9 protein-coding genes and 2 CRISPR repeat arrays (1 of these 11 running past the window's edge) are annotated in these 16,219 nt (G+C 72.0%); of the genes, 1 reads left to right on the forward strand and 8 read right to left on the reverse strand.

Annotated elements, in window-relative coordinates:
• Positions 1-3,112: a CRISPR direct-repeat array (repeat unit 28 nt; unit sequence GTGCTCCCCGCGCGAGCGGGGGTGGACC); it begins 1,072 nt to the left of the window's first position.
• Positions 3,113-3,129: 17 nt separating this feature from the next.
• Positions 3,130-3,492 (forward strand): hypothetical protein, encoded by a 363-nt coding sequence (locus tag ACFYT4_RS09835; RefSeq protein ID WP_389267015.1) that lies wholly within the window; start codon positions 3,130-3,132, stop codon positions 3,490-3,492.
• Positions 3,493-3,787: 295 nt separating this feature from the next.
• On the opposite strand, the gene cas2e is transcribed toward ACFYT4_RS09835, so the two are convergent.
• The 8 genes from cas2e to ACFYT4_RS09875 form a co-directional block, all read right to left on the reverse strand.
• The gene (gene cas2e, locus ACFYT4_RS09840; RefSeq protein ID WP_389267016.1) at positions 3,788-4,105 is read right to left on the reverse strand and encodes a type I-E CRISPR-associated endoribonuclease Cas2e; all 318 of its coding nucleotides are present in this window, start codon (positions 4,103-4,105) and stop codon (positions 3,788-3,790) included.
• Between the two features lie 42 nt (positions 4,106-4,147).
• The gene (cas1e, locus tag ACFYT4_RS09845) at positions 4,148-5,152 is read right to left on the reverse strand and encodes a type I-E CRISPR-associated endonuclease Cas1e (protein WP_389267017.1); all 1,005 of its coding nucleotides are present in this window, start codon (positions 5,150-5,152) and stop codon (positions 4,148-4,150) included.
• Positions 5,153-5,157: 5 nt separating this feature from the next.
• A complete protein-coding gene (locus ACFYT4_RS09850; RefSeq protein ID WP_389267018.1) occupies positions 5,158-5,868 on the reverse strand; it encodes a type I-E CRISPR-associated protein Cas6/Cse3/CasE in 711 nt (236 codons plus the stop codon).
• On the reverse strand, positions 5,865-6,974 hold the full coding sequence (cas5e, locus tag ACFYT4_RS09855) for a type I-E CRISPR-associated protein Cas5/CasD (protein WP_389267019.1): 1,110 nt from the start codon (positions 6,972-6,974) through the stop codon (positions 5,865-5,867). Before cas5e ends, ACFYT4_RS09850 begins: the two co-directional genes overlap by 4 nt.
• Positions 6,971-8,116 (reverse strand): type I-E CRISPR-associated protein Cas7/Cse4/CasC, encoded by a 1,146-nt coding sequence (cas7e, locus tag ACFYT4_RS09860; protein WP_389267020.1) that lies wholly within the window; start codon positions 8,114-8,116, stop codon positions 6,971-6,973. Before cas7e ends, cas5e begins: the two co-directional genes overlap by 4 nt.
• 288 nt (positions 8,117-8,404) lie before the next feature.
• Positions 8,405-9,268 (reverse strand): type I-E CRISPR-associated protein Cse2/CasB, encoded by an 864-nt coding sequence (gene casB, locus ACFYT4_RS09865; RefSeq protein ID WP_389267021.1) that lies wholly within the window; start codon positions 9,266-9,268, stop codon positions 8,405-8,407.
• 97 nt (positions 9,269-9,365) lie between these two features.
• Positions 9,366-11,012 carry a type I-E CRISPR-associated protein Cse1/CasA gene (gene casA, locus ACFYT4_RS09870; RefSeq protein WP_389267022.1) on the reverse strand — a complete coding sequence of 549 codons (1,647 nt, stop codon included), beginning with the start codon at positions 11,010-11,012 and terminating at the stop codon, positions 9,366-9,368.
• 299 nt (positions 11,013-11,311) lie between these two features.
• Positions 11,312-14,401 carry a CRISPR-associated endonuclease Cas3'' gene (locus ACFYT4_RS09875; RefSeq protein ID WP_389267023.1) on the reverse strand — a complete coding sequence of 1,030 codons (3,090 nt, stop codon included), beginning with the start codon at positions 14,399-14,401 and terminating at the stop codon, positions 11,312-11,314.
• Positions 14,402-14,558: 157 nt separating this feature from the next.
• Positions 14,559-16,178: direct repeats of the CRISPR family, unit length 29 nt; unit sequence GTGCTTCCCGCGCAAGCGGGGGTGGACCG.
• The last annotated feature ends 41 nt before the right edge of the window (positions 16,179-16,219 follow it).

The following is a 16,219-nucleotide window of genomic DNA, read 5'->3' on the forward strand; positions in this document are numbered from 1 at the left end:
AGCGAACGTCGGCAGCGCGAGCCCTCGTGCTCCCCGCGCGAGCGGGGGTGGACCGGTCGACGGTGGGCAGGTGGGCGATGCGGTTGAGTGCTCCCCGCGCGAGCGGGGGTGGACCGGTCGACGGTGGGCAGGTGGGCGATGCGGTTGAGTGCTCCCCGCGCGAGCGGGGGTGGACCGGAGTAGCGGAGGGGGACGGTGGTGCCGTCGGTGTGCTCCCCGCGCGAGCGGGGGTGGACCTTTGAGGGTAATTCAGGCCCCTTTCTCACCGAAGTGCTCCCCGCGCGAGCGGGGGTGGACCGTAGGCACGGCATCTTGATGTTTTCGCAGGTCAGTGCTCCCCGCGCGAGCGGGGGTGGACCGCCGCAATTCGAGCTGGTACATGGATTGATCCCGTGCTCCCCGCGCGAGCGGGGGTGGACCGCCGGAGGACACCCGGTGACCGACACCCTGATCGTGCTCCCCGCGCGAGCGGGGGTGGACCGATCTCCCGGGGTGCCGTCCGCGCGGCCAACGTGTGCTCCCCGCGCGAGCGGGGGTGGACCGCCTGTTCGTGCAGGTCAAGCCCCTGTTATTACGTGCTCCCCGCGCGAGCGGGGGTGGACCGGCCACATGGACGGCCTGGCAGGGGTCTACGACGTGCTCCCCGCGCGAGCGGGGGTGGACCGGGCAGCCAGTCGGTGGCCGTCACGATCAGCGGGTGCTCCCCGCGCGAGCGGGGGTGGACCGGCCCGGGACATCTACCGTGACCACCGCAAGCCGTGCTCCCCGCGCGAGCGGGGGTGGACCGCACTCCTCGATGCAGCAGCTCAGGAGAACATGGTGCTCCCCGCGCGAGCGGGGGTGGACCGAGGATCAGCGCCGCTGCGCCCACGCCCACGTTGTGCTCCCCGCGCGAGCGGGGGTGGACCGACCGCTCCCCGGTGGCGGGTGCTGCGAGGTGGTGCTCCCCGCGCGAGCGGGGGTGGACCGCGATGGTCTCGATGGTCGCTTTGGCTACCCGTGTGCTCCCCGCGCGAGCGGGGGTGGACCGCGCAAATGACGCGCGCAGTTACGCCAAAAAGGGTGCTCCCCGCGCGAGCGGGGGTGGACCGCGCTGAAAGCGGCAAATCCGCTGTACGAGCCTGTGCTCCCCGCGCGAGCGGGGGTGGACCGTCCGTCTTCCTGGACCCGGCCTGGGATCGCAGGTGCTCCCCGCGCGAGCGGGGGTGGACCGGCCCTCGCCGCCCAGATCATCAACACCCCGAAGTGCTCCCCGCGCGAGCGGGGGTGGACCGGCCGGCTCCCGGCCGCGCGGCCGGTCTCAGGCGTGCTCCCCGCGCGAGCGGGGGTGGACCGTACGTCGCCATCCGGCTTTCTGATGGCTCGTCGTGCTCCCCGCGCGAGCGGGGGTGGACCGCTGACTCAGGAGCAGGTCGCTCTCACTACGGGGTGCTCCCCGCGCGAGCGGGGGTGGACCGGACCCCGCGCCCCCTGCCGACCCGCCCAAGGCGTGCTCCCCGCGCGAGCGGGGGTGGACCGGCGGTGGCGTCGACCCCGGGCGCCGAGGCAGTGTGCTCCCCGCGCGAGCGGGGGTGGACCGGTGACATGCGGCTCGCCTCGGAGCGGTCCCTCGTGCTCCCCGCGCGAGCGGGGGTGGACCGTGGTGCGCCAAGGTCCGCGATGCGACCGCCGGGTGCTCCCCGCGCGAGCGGGGGTGGACCGGGCATCGTGCGGTCCGCTGTCGCCGACCGTAGTGCTCCCCGCGCGAGCGGGGGTGGACCGCCGTCGCCAGCGCCGCGGCCAGCGGTGACGAAGTGCTCCCCGCGCGAGCGGGGGTGGACCGGCGCTCGACGTGCTCGACGAGTGGCTGAGCATGTGCTCCCCGCGCGAGCGGGGGTGGACCGTCGCGCTCCATCTTCCGGATCCAAATGTTCTTGTGCTCCCCGCGCGAGCGGGGGTGGACCGCTTCGGGGGTGCCGACGAGCACGGGGCCATGAGTGCTCCCCGCGCGAGCGGGGGTGGACCGACTTTCGGGCGTAACGAGGTTGCCCAACTCGGGTGCTCCCCGCGCGAGCGGGGGTGGACCGACCGGCGCTCTTCCGCTGAGCTACACAGGCGGGTGCTCCCCGCGCGAGCGGGGGTGGACCGATGTGGTCGGCGGCCGGGCGGTAGCCGTCGGGGTGCTCCCCGCGCGAGCGGGGGTGGACGGGGTGGACCGAGCTACGACAAGGATGCGAACCAGATCCCGGAGTGCTCCCCGCGCGAGCGGGGGTGGACCGATCGACGACAGCGCCCACAGCCACCCCAAGCTGTGCTCCCCGCGCGAGCGGGGGTGGACCAGACCTCATCGCCAACACCACCGACCCCGGAGTGTGCTCCCCGCGCGAGCGGGGGTGGACCGCACACGCACTACGGGAGCGCCCCGTACGCCCTGTGCTCCCCGCGCGAGCGGGGGTGGACCGTCGATGTCCGCCTGGGTGTTGAGCTGCGCCTGGTGCTCCTCGCGCGAGCGGGGGTGGACCGTCGATGTCCGCCTGGGTGTTGAGCTGCGCCTGGTGCTCCTCGCGCGAGCGGGGGTGGACCGTGAGTTGGAGCGCGATGACCCGCCCGAGAGTGGTGCTCCCCGCGCGAGCGGGGGTGGACCGGGGCTGCTGCGGCAGGTGCTGGCGATGGGCCCGTGCTCCCCGCGCGAGCGGGGGTGGACCGCCACGCGCGGCACGCGGAACCCCCCGCACGCCGTGCTCCCCGCGCGAGCGGGGGTGGACCCGTTCTCCGGGATCCCCCACAGGCCCCGGTGGAGTGCTCCCCGCGCGAGCGGGGGTGGACCGGCCCCGGCCGAGGACGGCTCGGAAGAGAAGACGTGCTCCCCGCGCGAGCGGGGGTGGACCGAGCTTCAGTACCTTCGGACCGAGGACCAGTCCGTGCTTCCCGCGCGAGCGGGGGTGGACCGATCTCAGAGGCATACGGGCTCATAGGCCCGTGGTGCTTCCCGCGCGAGCGGGGGTGGACCGCACAGTTCACCCCCGCGACCGTGTCACCGGTCGTGCTTCCCGCGCGAGCGGGGGTGGACCGCTCCGGCTGGGAGCGGTCGGCCTTGACCAGCTGTGCTTCCCGCGCGAGCGGGGGTGGACCGAGGGGACGGAGCTGCAGATGACGGCACAGACCTATGACCACCACGGCGATGGGCAGGAGCTGATTCCTCGTCCCGACCGGACCGTGCACGCCCTGCGTGCGGCGCTGGGGGTCTTGGCCCCCATGCGACTCCCCGAGATGGAGACCGATGAGCGGGCCGCGATCGCGCAAGCGTTGAAGCTCGACGACCTCGCACCCCTGAGGCTTTTTGTCATGAAATGGGCCGCTGAAATCGAGATTGCACGGATTCCTGACTTGGTGCAGCGGTACCAGCGGTATCAGTACCTGGCGAACTCGGCCGAGACACCAGAGGAGAGCCGACCGCATGTGCGCGCTGTCTCCGACATCGTCAGCGATGCGTACAAGGCGGTCGAGGGGTGACCGAATGGCGCTGGGAGTACGAACCGGAGACCCTGGCCGACGGAGTCCCGACGAGGCTGTGAGCACGGATTTGAGGAGACCGCCGACGAGTTGGCTCGGGCGGCGGCCGCGCTCTATCTGGACGGAACTCGGTTCGAAGGCGAAGGCCCCAAGAGCCGTACGATCCCGTTCGGTGGGCCGGAGATGGCAACGTATCTGACCATCCCGCGCTAAGGCGGGGGTCCTACAGCCCACTCGGCTACAGATCCCCCCGCCCGCGCGGGAAGCACGCCGCCCGGACGTTCCGCGTGGGCGGCTACCCGGTCGACGGGTGGGGGTCCTGGGGGGCGGGGGCTCGGAAGTCGATCAGGGTCAGTCCGTCGAAGTCCACCGGGATCCGTCGGCGGTCGCCGGCCGTGTGGAGGGTGAAGCCCTGTTCGTTGGCCGCGGGATGGATGAGGGTCGCGGCGCCGGGGCCGATGGAGGCGCGGATGATGGACCACAGTTCGTCGCGTACGCGGGTCGAGAGCGTTCCGACGTACAGACCGGGGGCGGGTTCGATCATCCAGCGGGTGAGGGCGCCCCGGACATGGTCGGGGACGGCGGTGGCGGACAGCACGGTCAGTGAGGGCACGGGGAGCTCCCCTGGTGGGACTGATGGGTTCCGGTCATCGGGTCACTGCCCGCCGCCGTAGTTCGTTCCCGCGGGTACGGAACCGACCTCGGGGTCCCACAGGTTGACCAGCTCGATCTCCTGCCCGTCCGGCAGCGGTTCGGATTCCTCCGGGGCGAGCAGCGCCCGCACGTCGTTGACGATGCGTGGCAGCAGCTTGAAGAGGCCCAGATCCTTGCGGAAGGACCTCCGGGCCTCGCGTTCGGGGTGCGGGGAGTCGTGGAGGGAGAAGGCCAGCGGCACGGTGAGTTCGGCTTTGTAGAGGTCCGCGATGTCGTACACGAAGGAGTGCTGCTTCCCCTGGTGGACGAATCCCAGCGCGGGAGAGCAGCCCAGCGCGACCAGGGCCGAGTGCACGATTCCGTACAGACAGGTGTTGGCGGAGGACAGAGCCAGGTTGACGGGATCCTGTTCGTCCCAGGCGGCCGGGTCGTACGAGCGGCGGAAGCGGCCGACGCGGTGCTGCTGGGCGAGCAGTTTGTACAGGGCCTTCATCCGCTGGCCCTCCAGACCGCGGAGCTGATTCAGCGCCGTGCCCGCCGGCACCTTGGTGGTGAAGCGCATGAGATACATCTGCCGGGCCACGGCGAGGCGCCGGTCGGGGTCGGCCCACTGGTGGACCTGGCGTTCGAGCCAGCGTGTCGTCAGGGAGTCCGGGGTGGTCGCGGAGTAGCAGCGCACCCCGCCCGAGCCCGTGCACACCACCGTCGTGCCGTGCCGGGCGAACGTGGCGAGCGCGGGCTGCGTGATGGATGTGCCGGGGCCGAGCAGGAGACAGGACACGAGGGACGTCGGCAGATAGACGCGGGAGACCTCACCGTCCGCCGAGGTCGTCTCCGCGCAGACGCCGGTGTCGTCCTGGACGATGCGTACGACATCCGCGTACAGGAAGGACAGCGAGTCGCCGATACGCGGCAGCATGGCCAGGGTCGGCGCCGCGATCCGCCGTCTGGCGGTGGACGGGGACAGCTCCCGGCCGGGACCGGGGGCGGAGGCTCCGGATGGCATCGCGCTCACACTCCCGCGCCGCCGGGGGCGAGGCTCAGCAGCCCGCACCCGTACGACTTGCTGCGCCCGATGCCCAGGAGGAGTGCGCTCCGCAGCGCCTCGGGGTCCCGGACGGTGGCCGTTCCCTCGAAGAGGACGGCCGCCCGGTTGATGCGGGCGGCGCGGTCGTGCCGGGTGCTGACGGCGGCGGCCTTCTCGGAACGGGTGGTGAGGAGGTCCAGCCCGGAGGTGCCCGCGCGGTCGGCCCACCACTGGTCGGCTTCGGCGCCGTGCAGCGGGATGACCTGCTTCCACTTTCCCGCGGTGCTGTTGGGCCCGCAGCGCCGTACGGCATTGCCGAGGATGCGGTAGCGCACCGGCAGCCCCGGGCGCAGTGCCCCGAGCATCGCGCCCATGTCGCGGGTCCGCGCCCGGGTGACGTAACCGACGGGGAGCCGGCCGGTGTCCGGGTGCACCTGCGTCTGCACCAGTACCATCGGCGCACTCGGGCCGTCGGCCGTGGCGGAGGAGTCCGGTTCGATCCGGAAGAGGACACCGGCACGGGCGCGCGGTGCGTCACCGAGGCCGTCGGGGACGAGTCGCATGACCCGGCGGTGGAGGGCGGCGGCGTCGCCGAGGTCGTGGTGCGTCTGCCGGTGAGCCGGGTTGAGTACCAGCTGGGTGAGCCAGGCGTTGGCGAGGGACGTGGTGGTCGTGCCGGACGCTTGCGTGGTCATGGGGCGGCCCCTCCAGGGCGCTCGGGGAGATAGCGGTCCAGCGCTTCGAGATAGTCGGACCCGTAGCCGCCGCAGAGCGCGGCGGGCAGTCGGCGGCTGGTGGCAAAGGCGGGCCGGGTGCGGTGGGCACGGTCCTGAGAAGTGAGCCGTACGGGCTCGTCGTTGAGCATGGTCACGGCCGTACGGTCACCGGACGCGCTGTCCTGTGTCCCGGGCGGACCCTCGCCGGGCGGTGCCGTGGTCTCCGCTGCCCCGGCGAACGGCGTGTCGGCCGTGAACTGCACGGTCACGGTGGAGTCCTTGTCCTTCAGATGAGGCGCTGTACGGGCGAGTGGCAGTTCCAGAAGCTCGGCGACCGGGTCCGGGCTGGCGGCCCGGAGCAGGAACAGCGAACCCGGCGGGCAGGAACGGCGGCCCTGGTGCAGTGGCCAGCGCGGAGTCGACAGCGCCTCGGCGCACTCCGCGAGAAGAGCGGGCGAGCCGCTGCCGGACGCGGTCACCGCGACGGTGAACACGGCGTCGCTGAGGTAGTGCCGGCGCGACACGATCGTCGCGGCGTCGGCGGCGCGCCGGGCTCCCTTGGCCGTGGGGACGGTCCGGTGCTGCGGAAGCCCGCCGCCCACCGTGTGGAAGTCGACGAGACGGGTTCCGGGCCGGTCGACCCGTACGGTGAACCGCAGCCGGGGCAGGTGCGCGAACCGGGAGCCCTCGGCCGTGGTCGCCTCGGCGCGCGGGATGCCGAGGGCGGACGCGATCATGCCGATCAGGCCCGACCGGGTGGGGTGGGCCACGGTGTCGCGGTCGGCGAAGGCGCTGTGTTCGCCCCAGGACTGGAGCGGGCCGCCGAGCTGGAGAAGGAAGCCCGGACTCCGCTCGTGTGTGAGGACGGCGGGCGGCGGGCTCGGCGCGGGACGGGCGACGGCGTCCGGGTCGCCGGGGCCGTGCGCGGGCCGGGCGGCAACGCCCTGGCCGTCCCGGCCGGGCGCGGGCAGGGCGACCGCGGACGGGGCGACCGCGGACGGGGCGACCGCGGACGGGGACGGGCCGCCGTCGGGGAGGGAACAGGCCGTGGCGGCCTGCTCCTCCGGGCTCAGGGACCTGGTCATGCCGGTGCGCCGCCCTCCGGACACGCGGCCGCGACGGCCTGATCGGCCAGTTCGGCGTAGGAGTCGACCCGGTGGCCGAGCCCGTCCCGCTTCTCGTCGTCGACGCACGCGTGCCCGCTGTAGAGGACACCGGTCGTGCCGAGAAGCGTGCCGACCCGCTCGGCGTAGTCGGTGAGCGCGGTACGGGACACCGTTCCCCATCCCGCCTCCTGGGCGCGCACCGGCTTCTCGAACGCCGCGGCCAGAGACAGCGGACGGTCCGAGCGGACGGCGAGATGCACCAGATCAGGCGGAGTGTGCGGTGCGGTGGAGGTCTTCTTCGCGCCCGGCAGGGAGTGGATGAACGCGGTCACGAAGGCATGGGCGAGCCGGCGCGCGGTGGCGGACTCCTGGGTGTTCTCCAGGAGGGAGACCAGATCGAGGGTCGCGTAACGGTAGAACACCCCGCTGCTGAACTCGCCCGTGTTCATATGCGCGCTGCCCGCGTCCGTGGCCCATTCGCCGGCGTCGTCGACGGCGGTGAAGAAGTCCGCCTGTACGGAGGTGCTGTGCGTGGTGAACGCGTGCGCCACCTGCACCGAGCCGTCCACACCGGCTCCGGGGATCTCCGCCAGCATCCGGCCGAAGAGCGCGATCGACCCGTTGCGGGACCGCAGCACGTTGTGGACGGCGTCCTTCGGGAGCAGGGCCTTCGCGGCGGCCGTCTTGCTGCCCAGCGCCTTCTCCAGCGCGGGGCGGTGCTCCTCGGCGAGGTCGGCCAGCACCGCGACGGCGCTGTCCGGGAGGAAGAGCAGCGAGGTGGTGGCCTTGTCGCCCTTCTCCAGTGACAGTTTCGACTCGGCCGACCGGATCACCTGCGCCCCCGCGAGTTCGGCGAGCTCCCGCGGCCAGCCGCGCTTCTCCGTCAGCTCGTGGGTGACCTGCGCCGGGAGCCGCCGAGTGCGGACCGCTTCCTCGCCGATCGCCTCCTCGACGGCCAGACGGACGGGACGCTTCCATGCCTGACTGGAGACACGCGTGCGGCTGGTACCGCCGAAGATCATGCTCTTCGGCGAACCGAGGTCGTCTCGATTCACGTTGCTGTAGGGCAAGGTCTGGAGGATGTGCAGATCGAGGAAGCGGGGCACGGCAGGCGGGGTCATGGGTGAGGGCCTTCTCCATTACGGGTGCTGATGAGACGGTGGCTGATCGGTTGACGGGGGTCGGGGTGCACGGGTGCCGCCGATACGGGCGAGACGTGCCGTAGGGGCGTACGGGCCGGTCGCACAGGGTGCCCGTAGCGGTGTGTGGTGCACGGTGTCTGAAGGACTGCCGCCATGGATACGGAGAACGCATCGATACGGTCTGTCGTACCGGGTGGGACGGGACGACGGTGGACGGGCGTGGGCACGGGCGCCGAACGGGACGTACGAGGTCCAGGGCCGCGGGCGTCACTCCCGGGCGGGCGAATCCGGCTTCCGCTTCTTCTGCTGCGCGGCGGCGCGCTCGCGGTTGACCGTGCGGTAGTACTCGGTCAGCCAGCGCGTCGCCACGGAATCGCGGTACCAGGTCCACGCGATCAGGTCCTTCAGCAGGCACCCGTGGTCGACCGGGACGCCGGCGGAACCGAGTTGCCGCAGTACTCCGGGGAGCATCCGGTGGAGCCCGTCCACGTCCTGGCGGACCATCAGATGCAGTCGTGATTCAAGCCCGGCGACTCGGTGCGGGTCCGCGCCCGGTTCGTTGTGGGCGAGGAGGTCCGGATGCCGGAGGACGGCGGCGAGCGCCAGGCTCTCCCCGAGGTTCGTACCACCGGGCCGGAAGCTCTCGGACGCCGTGCCGGCTGATCCGGTGCCGGCCGTGGTACCGGTGCCGTCTGCGGTACCGGGGCCGGCCGTCGTACCGCTGCCGGCCCTCGTACCGGTGCCGACCGTCCTGCCGGAGTCCGCGGTCGTACGGGTGTCCGCGGCCTCGCCGCCCGGCTCCGGCGACCGAGGCGGTTCGGCGTCCGGGCCGGACTCCCGTCGCGCACCCGGGCGGGCCGCGATCAGCGCCGCCATCGCGTAGTGCGCACGCCGCGCATCGCCCTTCGCGGTGTCGGGCACGAGCCCGTTGCGCAGCAGCACCGCGTGCGTACGTGCCGGGATCTCGTCCACCGGCTTTCCGAGCGCGCGGCGCAGCGCCTGCTGGGAGCCGGGGACACGGCACTCCGCCGAGACGGCCGCCACGAACCTGTCATGGGCTTCCAGGGAGGGCTGACGGCTCCCCGGCGGTCCGTCGCCGAGTGAAGCCGGGCCGGTCGTTGCCGTACTCATTCCGCTTCCTGTCTCCTCGTCTCCATGGCCCCGACCGGTGCGGGGCCGGGGCGGTCGGCGGCGCCGGCGGCGGTTCGCCGACGGCGCGCGGGTCCGGTCAGTGACGCCCGGCGGGGGCTCGGAGCAGGGCGGCGACCAGCCCCCGGGCTCCTTCCCGGGCCTTCGCACCGCGCGGCGAACTCGCCACGGAACGCGTCACCTCGTCATAGACGTCGAGGGCCAGCCGGGCGAAGGCCGGCATCGCGTCGGTGAAGTCCTGTGCGTGGAACGCGTCCCAGAACAGCCCCTCGGCCGCGGGCCAGTACGCCGTGACAGCGGACCCGGCCCACGGCCCGGCCCCGCCCCGGTGCTCCTTGCCGCCGGGCTTGTCACCGCCGAACGGGGTCGAGTACTCGCGCCAGGCGTGGCGCAGCGCCGTCTCCAGTCGCCAGGCCGCCTGTTCGGCCGATTGCTTGGCGTGCCGCACTCCGAGCGCGAGTTCGTTGTCGTCCGCGTCGTCGGACTCCTCAAGGAGCGCGAAGAGCGGGGGAGTGGAGCCGCTGAAGTAGACGCGGTCGCGCGTCTGCCCGTCCTGGTCGAAGCCGTAGGCGAAGACCCGCAGGGACCGCAGGACGGCGTCCGGGATCTCTCCGCCGGAGAGCCCGTCCAGCACGGCGGGACGCCGTTTCGCCCCGCCGCGCTGCTTGAGGATCAGCGCGTCCAGATCACGCCACAGGGAACGCTCCGCCTCCGCGTTGCGCGGGTACGGCTTCCCGTCCTTCGTCTCGTCCCAGATCAGATACGGGTCCGCGAAGTCCGGGCGGTTCTCCCGGAAGGCCCAGGTGATCGTGGCGTCCACCACGGACTCACCGTCCGGGCCGGGCCGCAGCAGTACGGCGTGCTGGTACCGCTCGGTGAGCGCCGAGAGCGGGCCCACCGGACCGTGCGGCAGACCCAGCGGGTCGGGCAGTTCGTCACGTTCCCAGGGACAGCGGTCCGGCAGGCCTCCGCTCTCCTGCGGCCAGGCCGCGGGTGCGGGAATCCCCAGCAGCAGCGTCTCGTACAGCGAACGCCCCACCGGGTGGTAGGACATGGTCCGCCGCAGCGGCCCGGACCTGGTGTTGCCGAAGCGCCGACCTGCGACGACGCGGGGAGTGCACTGGCCGGAAGGGCCGTAGTACAGCTGGGTGACGAGGTGGAGGGCCGCCTCCGCGGAGGGCAGGGCGACCTGCTCGGAGTCGTTGAAGTGGCCGAAGAACACCTGGTTGTTGCCTGCGGGACGCGCCATGACGAGCTTGTTGACCCCGGAGCGGGACGGAGACTGGTCCGCGAGTCGCGGGTCCTGGAGGAAGGGGCGATCGGGGCAGTGCAGCCGCAGCCGATGCGCGTACGCCGTCAGATACTTCTCGGCCTCCTCGGGATCGAATCCCCGGTCCGGGTTCCCGAGTAACGCGTACCGACGCTCGGACCAGACAACGGCCGCGTCCTCGTCGGCGTCCCCGCAACCGGCGTCGGGATCCCCGTCGGCGTGGGCCGGGACCCGGTCAAGGCCGGTGATGCGCGCGGCCATCGCACACAGGATGCGCAGCAGCCCGGAAGCCGCGGGCGGCAGCGCCACCGCGACGCCTTCGAGCCGGTGCGCCTCTCGGAACAGCTCCCGCAGACCGACGACGGACGACTCCCCGTCCAGGGCCCGGACGGGGATCCACGGTCGGGTGACCAGACAGAAGCGGTCATGGCCGGGCAGGGAGGCGAGTGCGGGCATGGCGGGACACACCTCTGAGGTGTTGGAGGAGGACGTGAAGAAGTACCGGTGCCAGAGGGCGACCCGGTTCTCCAGAGTAGAGAGAGGGCCGGTGTTACGCCGGGCAAACGCAAGATTTGGTGCGATGAGTAACCGGGCGGTGGATTGAGGGCGGTTGGGGCTTCTGGACGCGGGGGGATACGGGCGACTGGCTGTCGTGGCGACTGCCGGTCGGCACTCCGCGCAGCCATGGGCCGGGCCGGAGCGTGGACGGGTCGGCGGGCGGAGGCGGGCCTCTCAGCGAAGGTCTGCGCGCCGGTTCAGCTCTTGGTGACGACGAGGCCGAGCGTGTGCCCGACCGACAGATCCCGGTTGCCCAGCCGCTGCCCGGTCGGGCCGCCGTCCCCGTTCTCCGGCACGCTGTGCGGCAGCAGCACCAGCCGGGCGAGGCGGGGCTCCTCGGACCACGCTGCCGGGACGTCGTTCGCCGTGGTGCACGCCTTCCGCCAGGGGCCGTGTGCGTACGGCACCACATGGCTCAGCAGCCGCCGTACCTCGGCACGGCCGAAGCGGCCACCGGGCAGGGTGCCGCGGGCCGGGAACGGAACGGTACACTCCGCGTCCAGCCACCGGGTGCCGTCCGCGCGGTCGTACACCGGCAGCAGCTGTACGGTCTCCGCGCCCAGCCGGGTGGAGATCAGATCCTCGTCCGCGGTGCTGGTGGTCAGCTGGTGCAGTGCGCTCACGACGGCCGGCTTGGGCAGCATGACCATGGAGGCGATACCCTCCGCCGCCATGTCCGCGCCCAGCCGTTCCAGATCCCGCTTCATCAGCGACTCCGGGTCGGACGAGTCGAATTCGTCCGCGTAGACCCCGTCGACCAGCTTCTGCACTCCGGCAGGCACCTCGACCGGTACGTCGCCCTGCCGGATCAGCAACTCGTACGTACGGTCGAGCAGCGAGGGCGAGTAGACATCACCCCACGCCGTCGGCGGGGCCAGCCTCCCGTCGCCGTTCACCGGGGCCAGGACCGTGAGCCGGGGCCCCTTGCACCAGTCGGGACGCGGTGGGGCGGGGTCCGCGTGGCGCCACACCCGGCCGGACCGCTGCAGCAGCAGCGCCATCGGAGCGAGGTCGGAGACGATCAGATCGAAGTCGAAGTCCAGTGACTGCTCGATGACCTGAGTGGATACGAGCACCGCCCCTCCGCGCGGCCGCCGCACCCCGTCCGCGCCGACCCGCCCGAACCAGCTCTCGGCCTCCGCCGTGATCGCGGCCCGCCGCCACGCGGGGAAGCGGGCGTGCAGCAGCCGCAGCCGCAGCGGTTCTCTCCCGTCCCCGGTCCCGATGTGCTCCCCGGCGTTCCCGGGTTCCCCGGTCTCGCCGGAGTTCCCGGACTCCACGTGTTCCCCGTTCTCCACGTGCTTCCCGGCACCGGAAGGTTCTCCGGCCTCCGCGTGGCGGTCGTCCCAGCCCGTCCAGTCCGGCCCGTACAACTCGCCGAAGTGCTCCCGCAGGGCCTCGTACGTCTTCTGCGCCTCGGCGACGGTGGTGCAGATGACCGCCGCGCAGCCGCCCGTCCCGGTGACGCCCCTCAACTCCTCGATCAGGGTGGCGAGTCGACCGTCCCGGACACTCGGGTCATACGTGTGTGTGACCGGCCGGACCGCGATGTCCAGGCTGCGGGACCGCACACTGCCGACCGGCTCGGCCGGCCCTGAGACCGTCTTCGCGTCCGCGTACAGCCAGCCCGGATAGGTGGGCGCGGGCAGCTCGTACGCACCCTTCCCGCGCCGTCCCGCACCTTCCAGATACGCCTCGACCAATCCCGCGGCGGTCTGCCCGGTGAGGGTGGCTGAGAGCAGCACGACCGGGACACGCATCGCACCGAGCCAAGTCAGCAAGCGCAGCAGCAGGGCGTGGGTGTAGGCGTCGTAGGAATGCGCCTCGTCGATGACGACGGTCTTGCCGGACAGCCCCAGGTGTCTGAGAGCGTTCCGCTTCAGGGGGAGGACACCCAGCAGGGCCTGATCGACGGTGCCGACGGCGATCGGCGCGAGGAGTCCCCGGCCACGGGTGCGCAACCACTGGCTCGCAGTGACGGAGATCCCGCCCGGGGTACTGCCCTCGTGGCCGGACAGGACATGCGGCTCGGTCTCGTCGACGCCGTACTCCGTGTTTGTTTGCGTGTTGGTTGTTTGCGTGTTGGTGTTGGTGTTGCCTTGGGCAGGTTCCGCGTATCCCTCGTACAGCTCGGCCGCGCCGTGCAGGAGGGTCAACTGGGCGGAATCCAGAAGGTTTCGCCGGGCGAAGCGGGCGACACGTTCGTACATCTGGTTGGCGGTGGCCTGCGTCGGCAGGGCGAAGTACACACCGCTGCTGCCGTACTTGGCGGCCATCACCGTCGCCGCGTACAGCGCCGCCTCGGTCTTGCCCTCACCGGGCGGCGCGGTCACCAGCAGCACCCCGGGGCCGCTGCCCGCCTCGACGACGGCCGGGAGCCGGGCCTGAAGGCTCGCCTGGAGCGGATACGGCTCCCTGATCTCCGGGAAGAGCTTCTCGAAGGGCCGGTCGTGAAACACGGCCCGCCCGAGCCCGGCTCCGGACACCAGGCCCGGTGCCATCGCACCGGCGCGCCGGGCGTGTGCGCTGAGGGACGCCGGAGTACCGAACACCTCCGTATCGGCCCCGGCCGAGCGCTGCTGGGCCGTGATGACGTGCTCTTGGCTGGCCAGCCAGTCCGAAACGATCACCAGCCCCGCGACAACGACCGCCAGCGCGACGGGCATGCCCCGCCCGGAGGTCCCGTACGCACCGGTCGCGCCCTCCGGCACCTCCGGGCACCCCAGCGCCCGGTGGAGGGCATCCATATGCTCCTGTCGTTGCTCGGCCCAGCCGGTGTTGCCGAGTTCGGGGCAGTTCAGCAGCGGATTCCCGAGGTCCCGTTCTTCGACCCCTCGGGGATAACGCCCGTGATGACCGCCCAGCACCTGCGCGACCTGCGAGACCAGCAGCCGCGCCACCTGTCCGGACGCCGGATAGCCGGCTCCTGCCAGCAACTGCGGCAGCACCAGGTTCGTCGCCACCTCGTGCCGCAGCCCACCCGCTTGCTTCCCCCCAGCCCGATCACCCGCATAGCCCGCCTCACGGAGAAACCCCCCGTGCTCCGGCCGCTCCCGAACCAGCATTCCCTGAAACTCCGGGATGATCTTCCCCAGATCGTGCAGCCCCGCCCAGAACATCACGACCTTCTTGGCGGCCTCGATCTCCAGCCCCACGGCCGCCGCGACGGCACCTCGTTGCGCCCCCGTGAGCACCGCGTCCCACACGGCCCCCGCGACCATGGCCGTATCGAGCAGATGCCCCATCAACGGGTAGGGCTGAGCCAGCCCTTGAGACTTTCCGAGCATCCTCACATCGATCACGGCCGCCCCCGTTTGTTGCCCTCGGTCTGAAGTGGGTTTCAGGCCGGTACTTCACCACAGGGGTCTGACATCATGAGCCCCGATGCGGAGAGTTGACGGTCAACAATCGGCAAAGTGCCTCTTAAGGCGCAGGTCAGGAAGTGTGCTTCCCGCGCAAGCGGGGGTGGACCGCCGAACCCTCGCATCGGCCGACAGGGCCGCGAGTGCTTCCCGCGCAAGCGGGGGTGGACCGATGGACCCGGCCCAACTGGACAGGATGCTGGAGTGCTTCCCGCGCAAGCGGGGGTGGACCGGCCCGCCGCGGCGAACAGGGCCCGCAGCCCGTGTGCTTCCCGCGCAAGCGGGGGTGGACCGCTCTTCTTGCCCTCGGTCGCCACCCCGAGCATGTGCTTCCCGCGCAAGCGGGGGTGGACCGGAGCACGAGCCCGCGATCTGCCGCCGGTTCGCGTGCTTCCCGCGCAAGCGGGGGTGGACCTGGTGACGGCGTCGAGATCGTCCTCGATCAACAGTGCTTCCCGCGCAAGCGGGGGTGGACCGATCCCGCACGCGAACAACGGCAAGGCCATCACGTGCTTCCCGCGCAAGCGGGGGTGGACCGGTGATCTCCGTCTCCCAGCCGATGCGGCCCACGTGCTTCCCGCGCAAGCGGGGGTGGACCGTGGAGCGCGGACCACGATCCGGCGATCGTCAAGTGCTTCCCGCGCAAGCGGGGGTGGACCGAGGCCGACGGCATGACCCGCGGCGACCTCATCGTGCTTCCCGCGCAAGCGGGGGTGGACCGGCGCACCGGCGGCTGATGCTGCTGCGCCGCACGTGCTTCCCGCGCAAGCGGGGGTGGACCGGCGTTGAGCTGCCGGTGGAGCGACCAGCTGTGGTGCTTCCCGCGCAAGCGGGGGTGGACCGGCCGCGGTGATGCCGCAGCCGTTCACCCGCGCGTGCTTCCCGCGCAAGCGGGGGTGGACCGCCGGTCCGCCGCGGTCCACGCCTTGTCGGCGGGTGCTTCCCGCGCAAGCGGGGGTGGACCGGAGACCGACATGCCGCAGGTCCTGAACGAGCCGTGCTTCCCGCGCAAGCGGGGGTGGACCGGCCGTGAGGTCGAGGTCGTCGACCAGGGCGTGGTGCTTCCCGCGCAAGCGGGGGTGGACCGGTGGTCTGGCTGCTCAGCCTTTCGAGCCAGACGTGCTTCCCGCGCAAGCGGGGGTGGACCGAGCCTGGTCTACCAAGGGCGCCCCGAGGCCGCGTGCTTCCCGCGCAAGCGGGGGTGGACCGTCGTACATGGTCGTCAGCACGTGAGTGCCAGAGTGCTTCCCGCGCAAGCGGGGGTGGACCGGCGGTGATCGTCCCGGCGACGAACCCGGTCTGGTGCTTCCCGCGCAAGCGGGGGTGGACCACCTGCAAGATCTGTGGTCAGGCGATGGAAATCGTGCTTCCCGCGCAAGCGGGGGTGGACCGCCCAGGGTCGAGGACTCGGCGCCCTACACCCCGTGCTTCCCGCGCAAGCGGGGGTGGACCGTTGTCCGGCTTCGAGGGGTGGCTGATCACCCCGTGCTTCCCGCGCAAGCGGGGGTGGACCGCACGATGGCCCCCCCAGAACACAACCCGTGGGGGGTGCTTCCCGCGCAAGCGGGGGTGGACCGGTCCCGTTCCTCCAGGAGCTCGACGACCTCCCGTGCTTCCCGCGCAAGCGGGGGTGGACCGCACGATGGCCCCCCCCAGAACACAACCCGTGGGGGGTGCTTCCCGCGCAAGCGGGGGTGGACCGGTCCCGTTCCTCCAGGAGCTCGACGACCTCCCGTGCTTCCC

Source organism: Streptomyces sp. NPDC004609 (assembly GCF_042873655.1).
Classification (GTDB): domain Bacteria; phylum Actinomycetota; class Actinomycetes; order Streptomycetales; family Streptomycetaceae; genus Streptomyces.

Coding starts and splice junctions, on each gene's coding strand:
- cas1e (WP_389267017.1), bottom strand. CDS start 5,152: ATGCCATCCGGAGCCTCCGCCCCCGGTCCCGGCCGGGAGCTGTCCCCG.
- ACFYT4_RS09850 (WP_389267018.1), bottom strand. CDS start 5,868: ATGACCACGCAAGCGTCCGGCACGACCACCACGTCCCTCGCCAACGCC.
- casA (WP_389267022.1), bottom strand. CDS start 11,012: ATGCCCGCACTCGCCTCCCTGCCCGGCCATGACCGCTTCTGTCTGGTC.
- ACFYT4_RS09875 (WP_389267023.1), bottom strand. CDS start 14,401: ATGCTCGGAAAGTCTCAAGGGCTGGCTCAGCCCTACCCGTTGATGGGG.
- cas7e (WP_389267020.1), bottom strand. CDS start 8,116: ATGACCCCGCCTGCCGTGCCCCGCTTCCTCGATCTGCACATCCTCCAG.
- ACFYT4_RS09835 (WP_389267015.1), top strand. CDS start 3,130: ATGACGGCACAGACCTATGACCACCACGGCGATGGGCAGGAGCTGATT.
- casB (WP_389267021.1), bottom strand. CDS start 9,268: ATGAGTACGGCAACGACCGGCCCGGCTTCACTCGGCGACGGACCGCCG.
- cas5e (WP_389267019.1), bottom strand. CDS start 6,974: ATGACCAGGTCCCTGAGCCCGGAGGAGCAGGCCGCCACGGCCTGTTCC.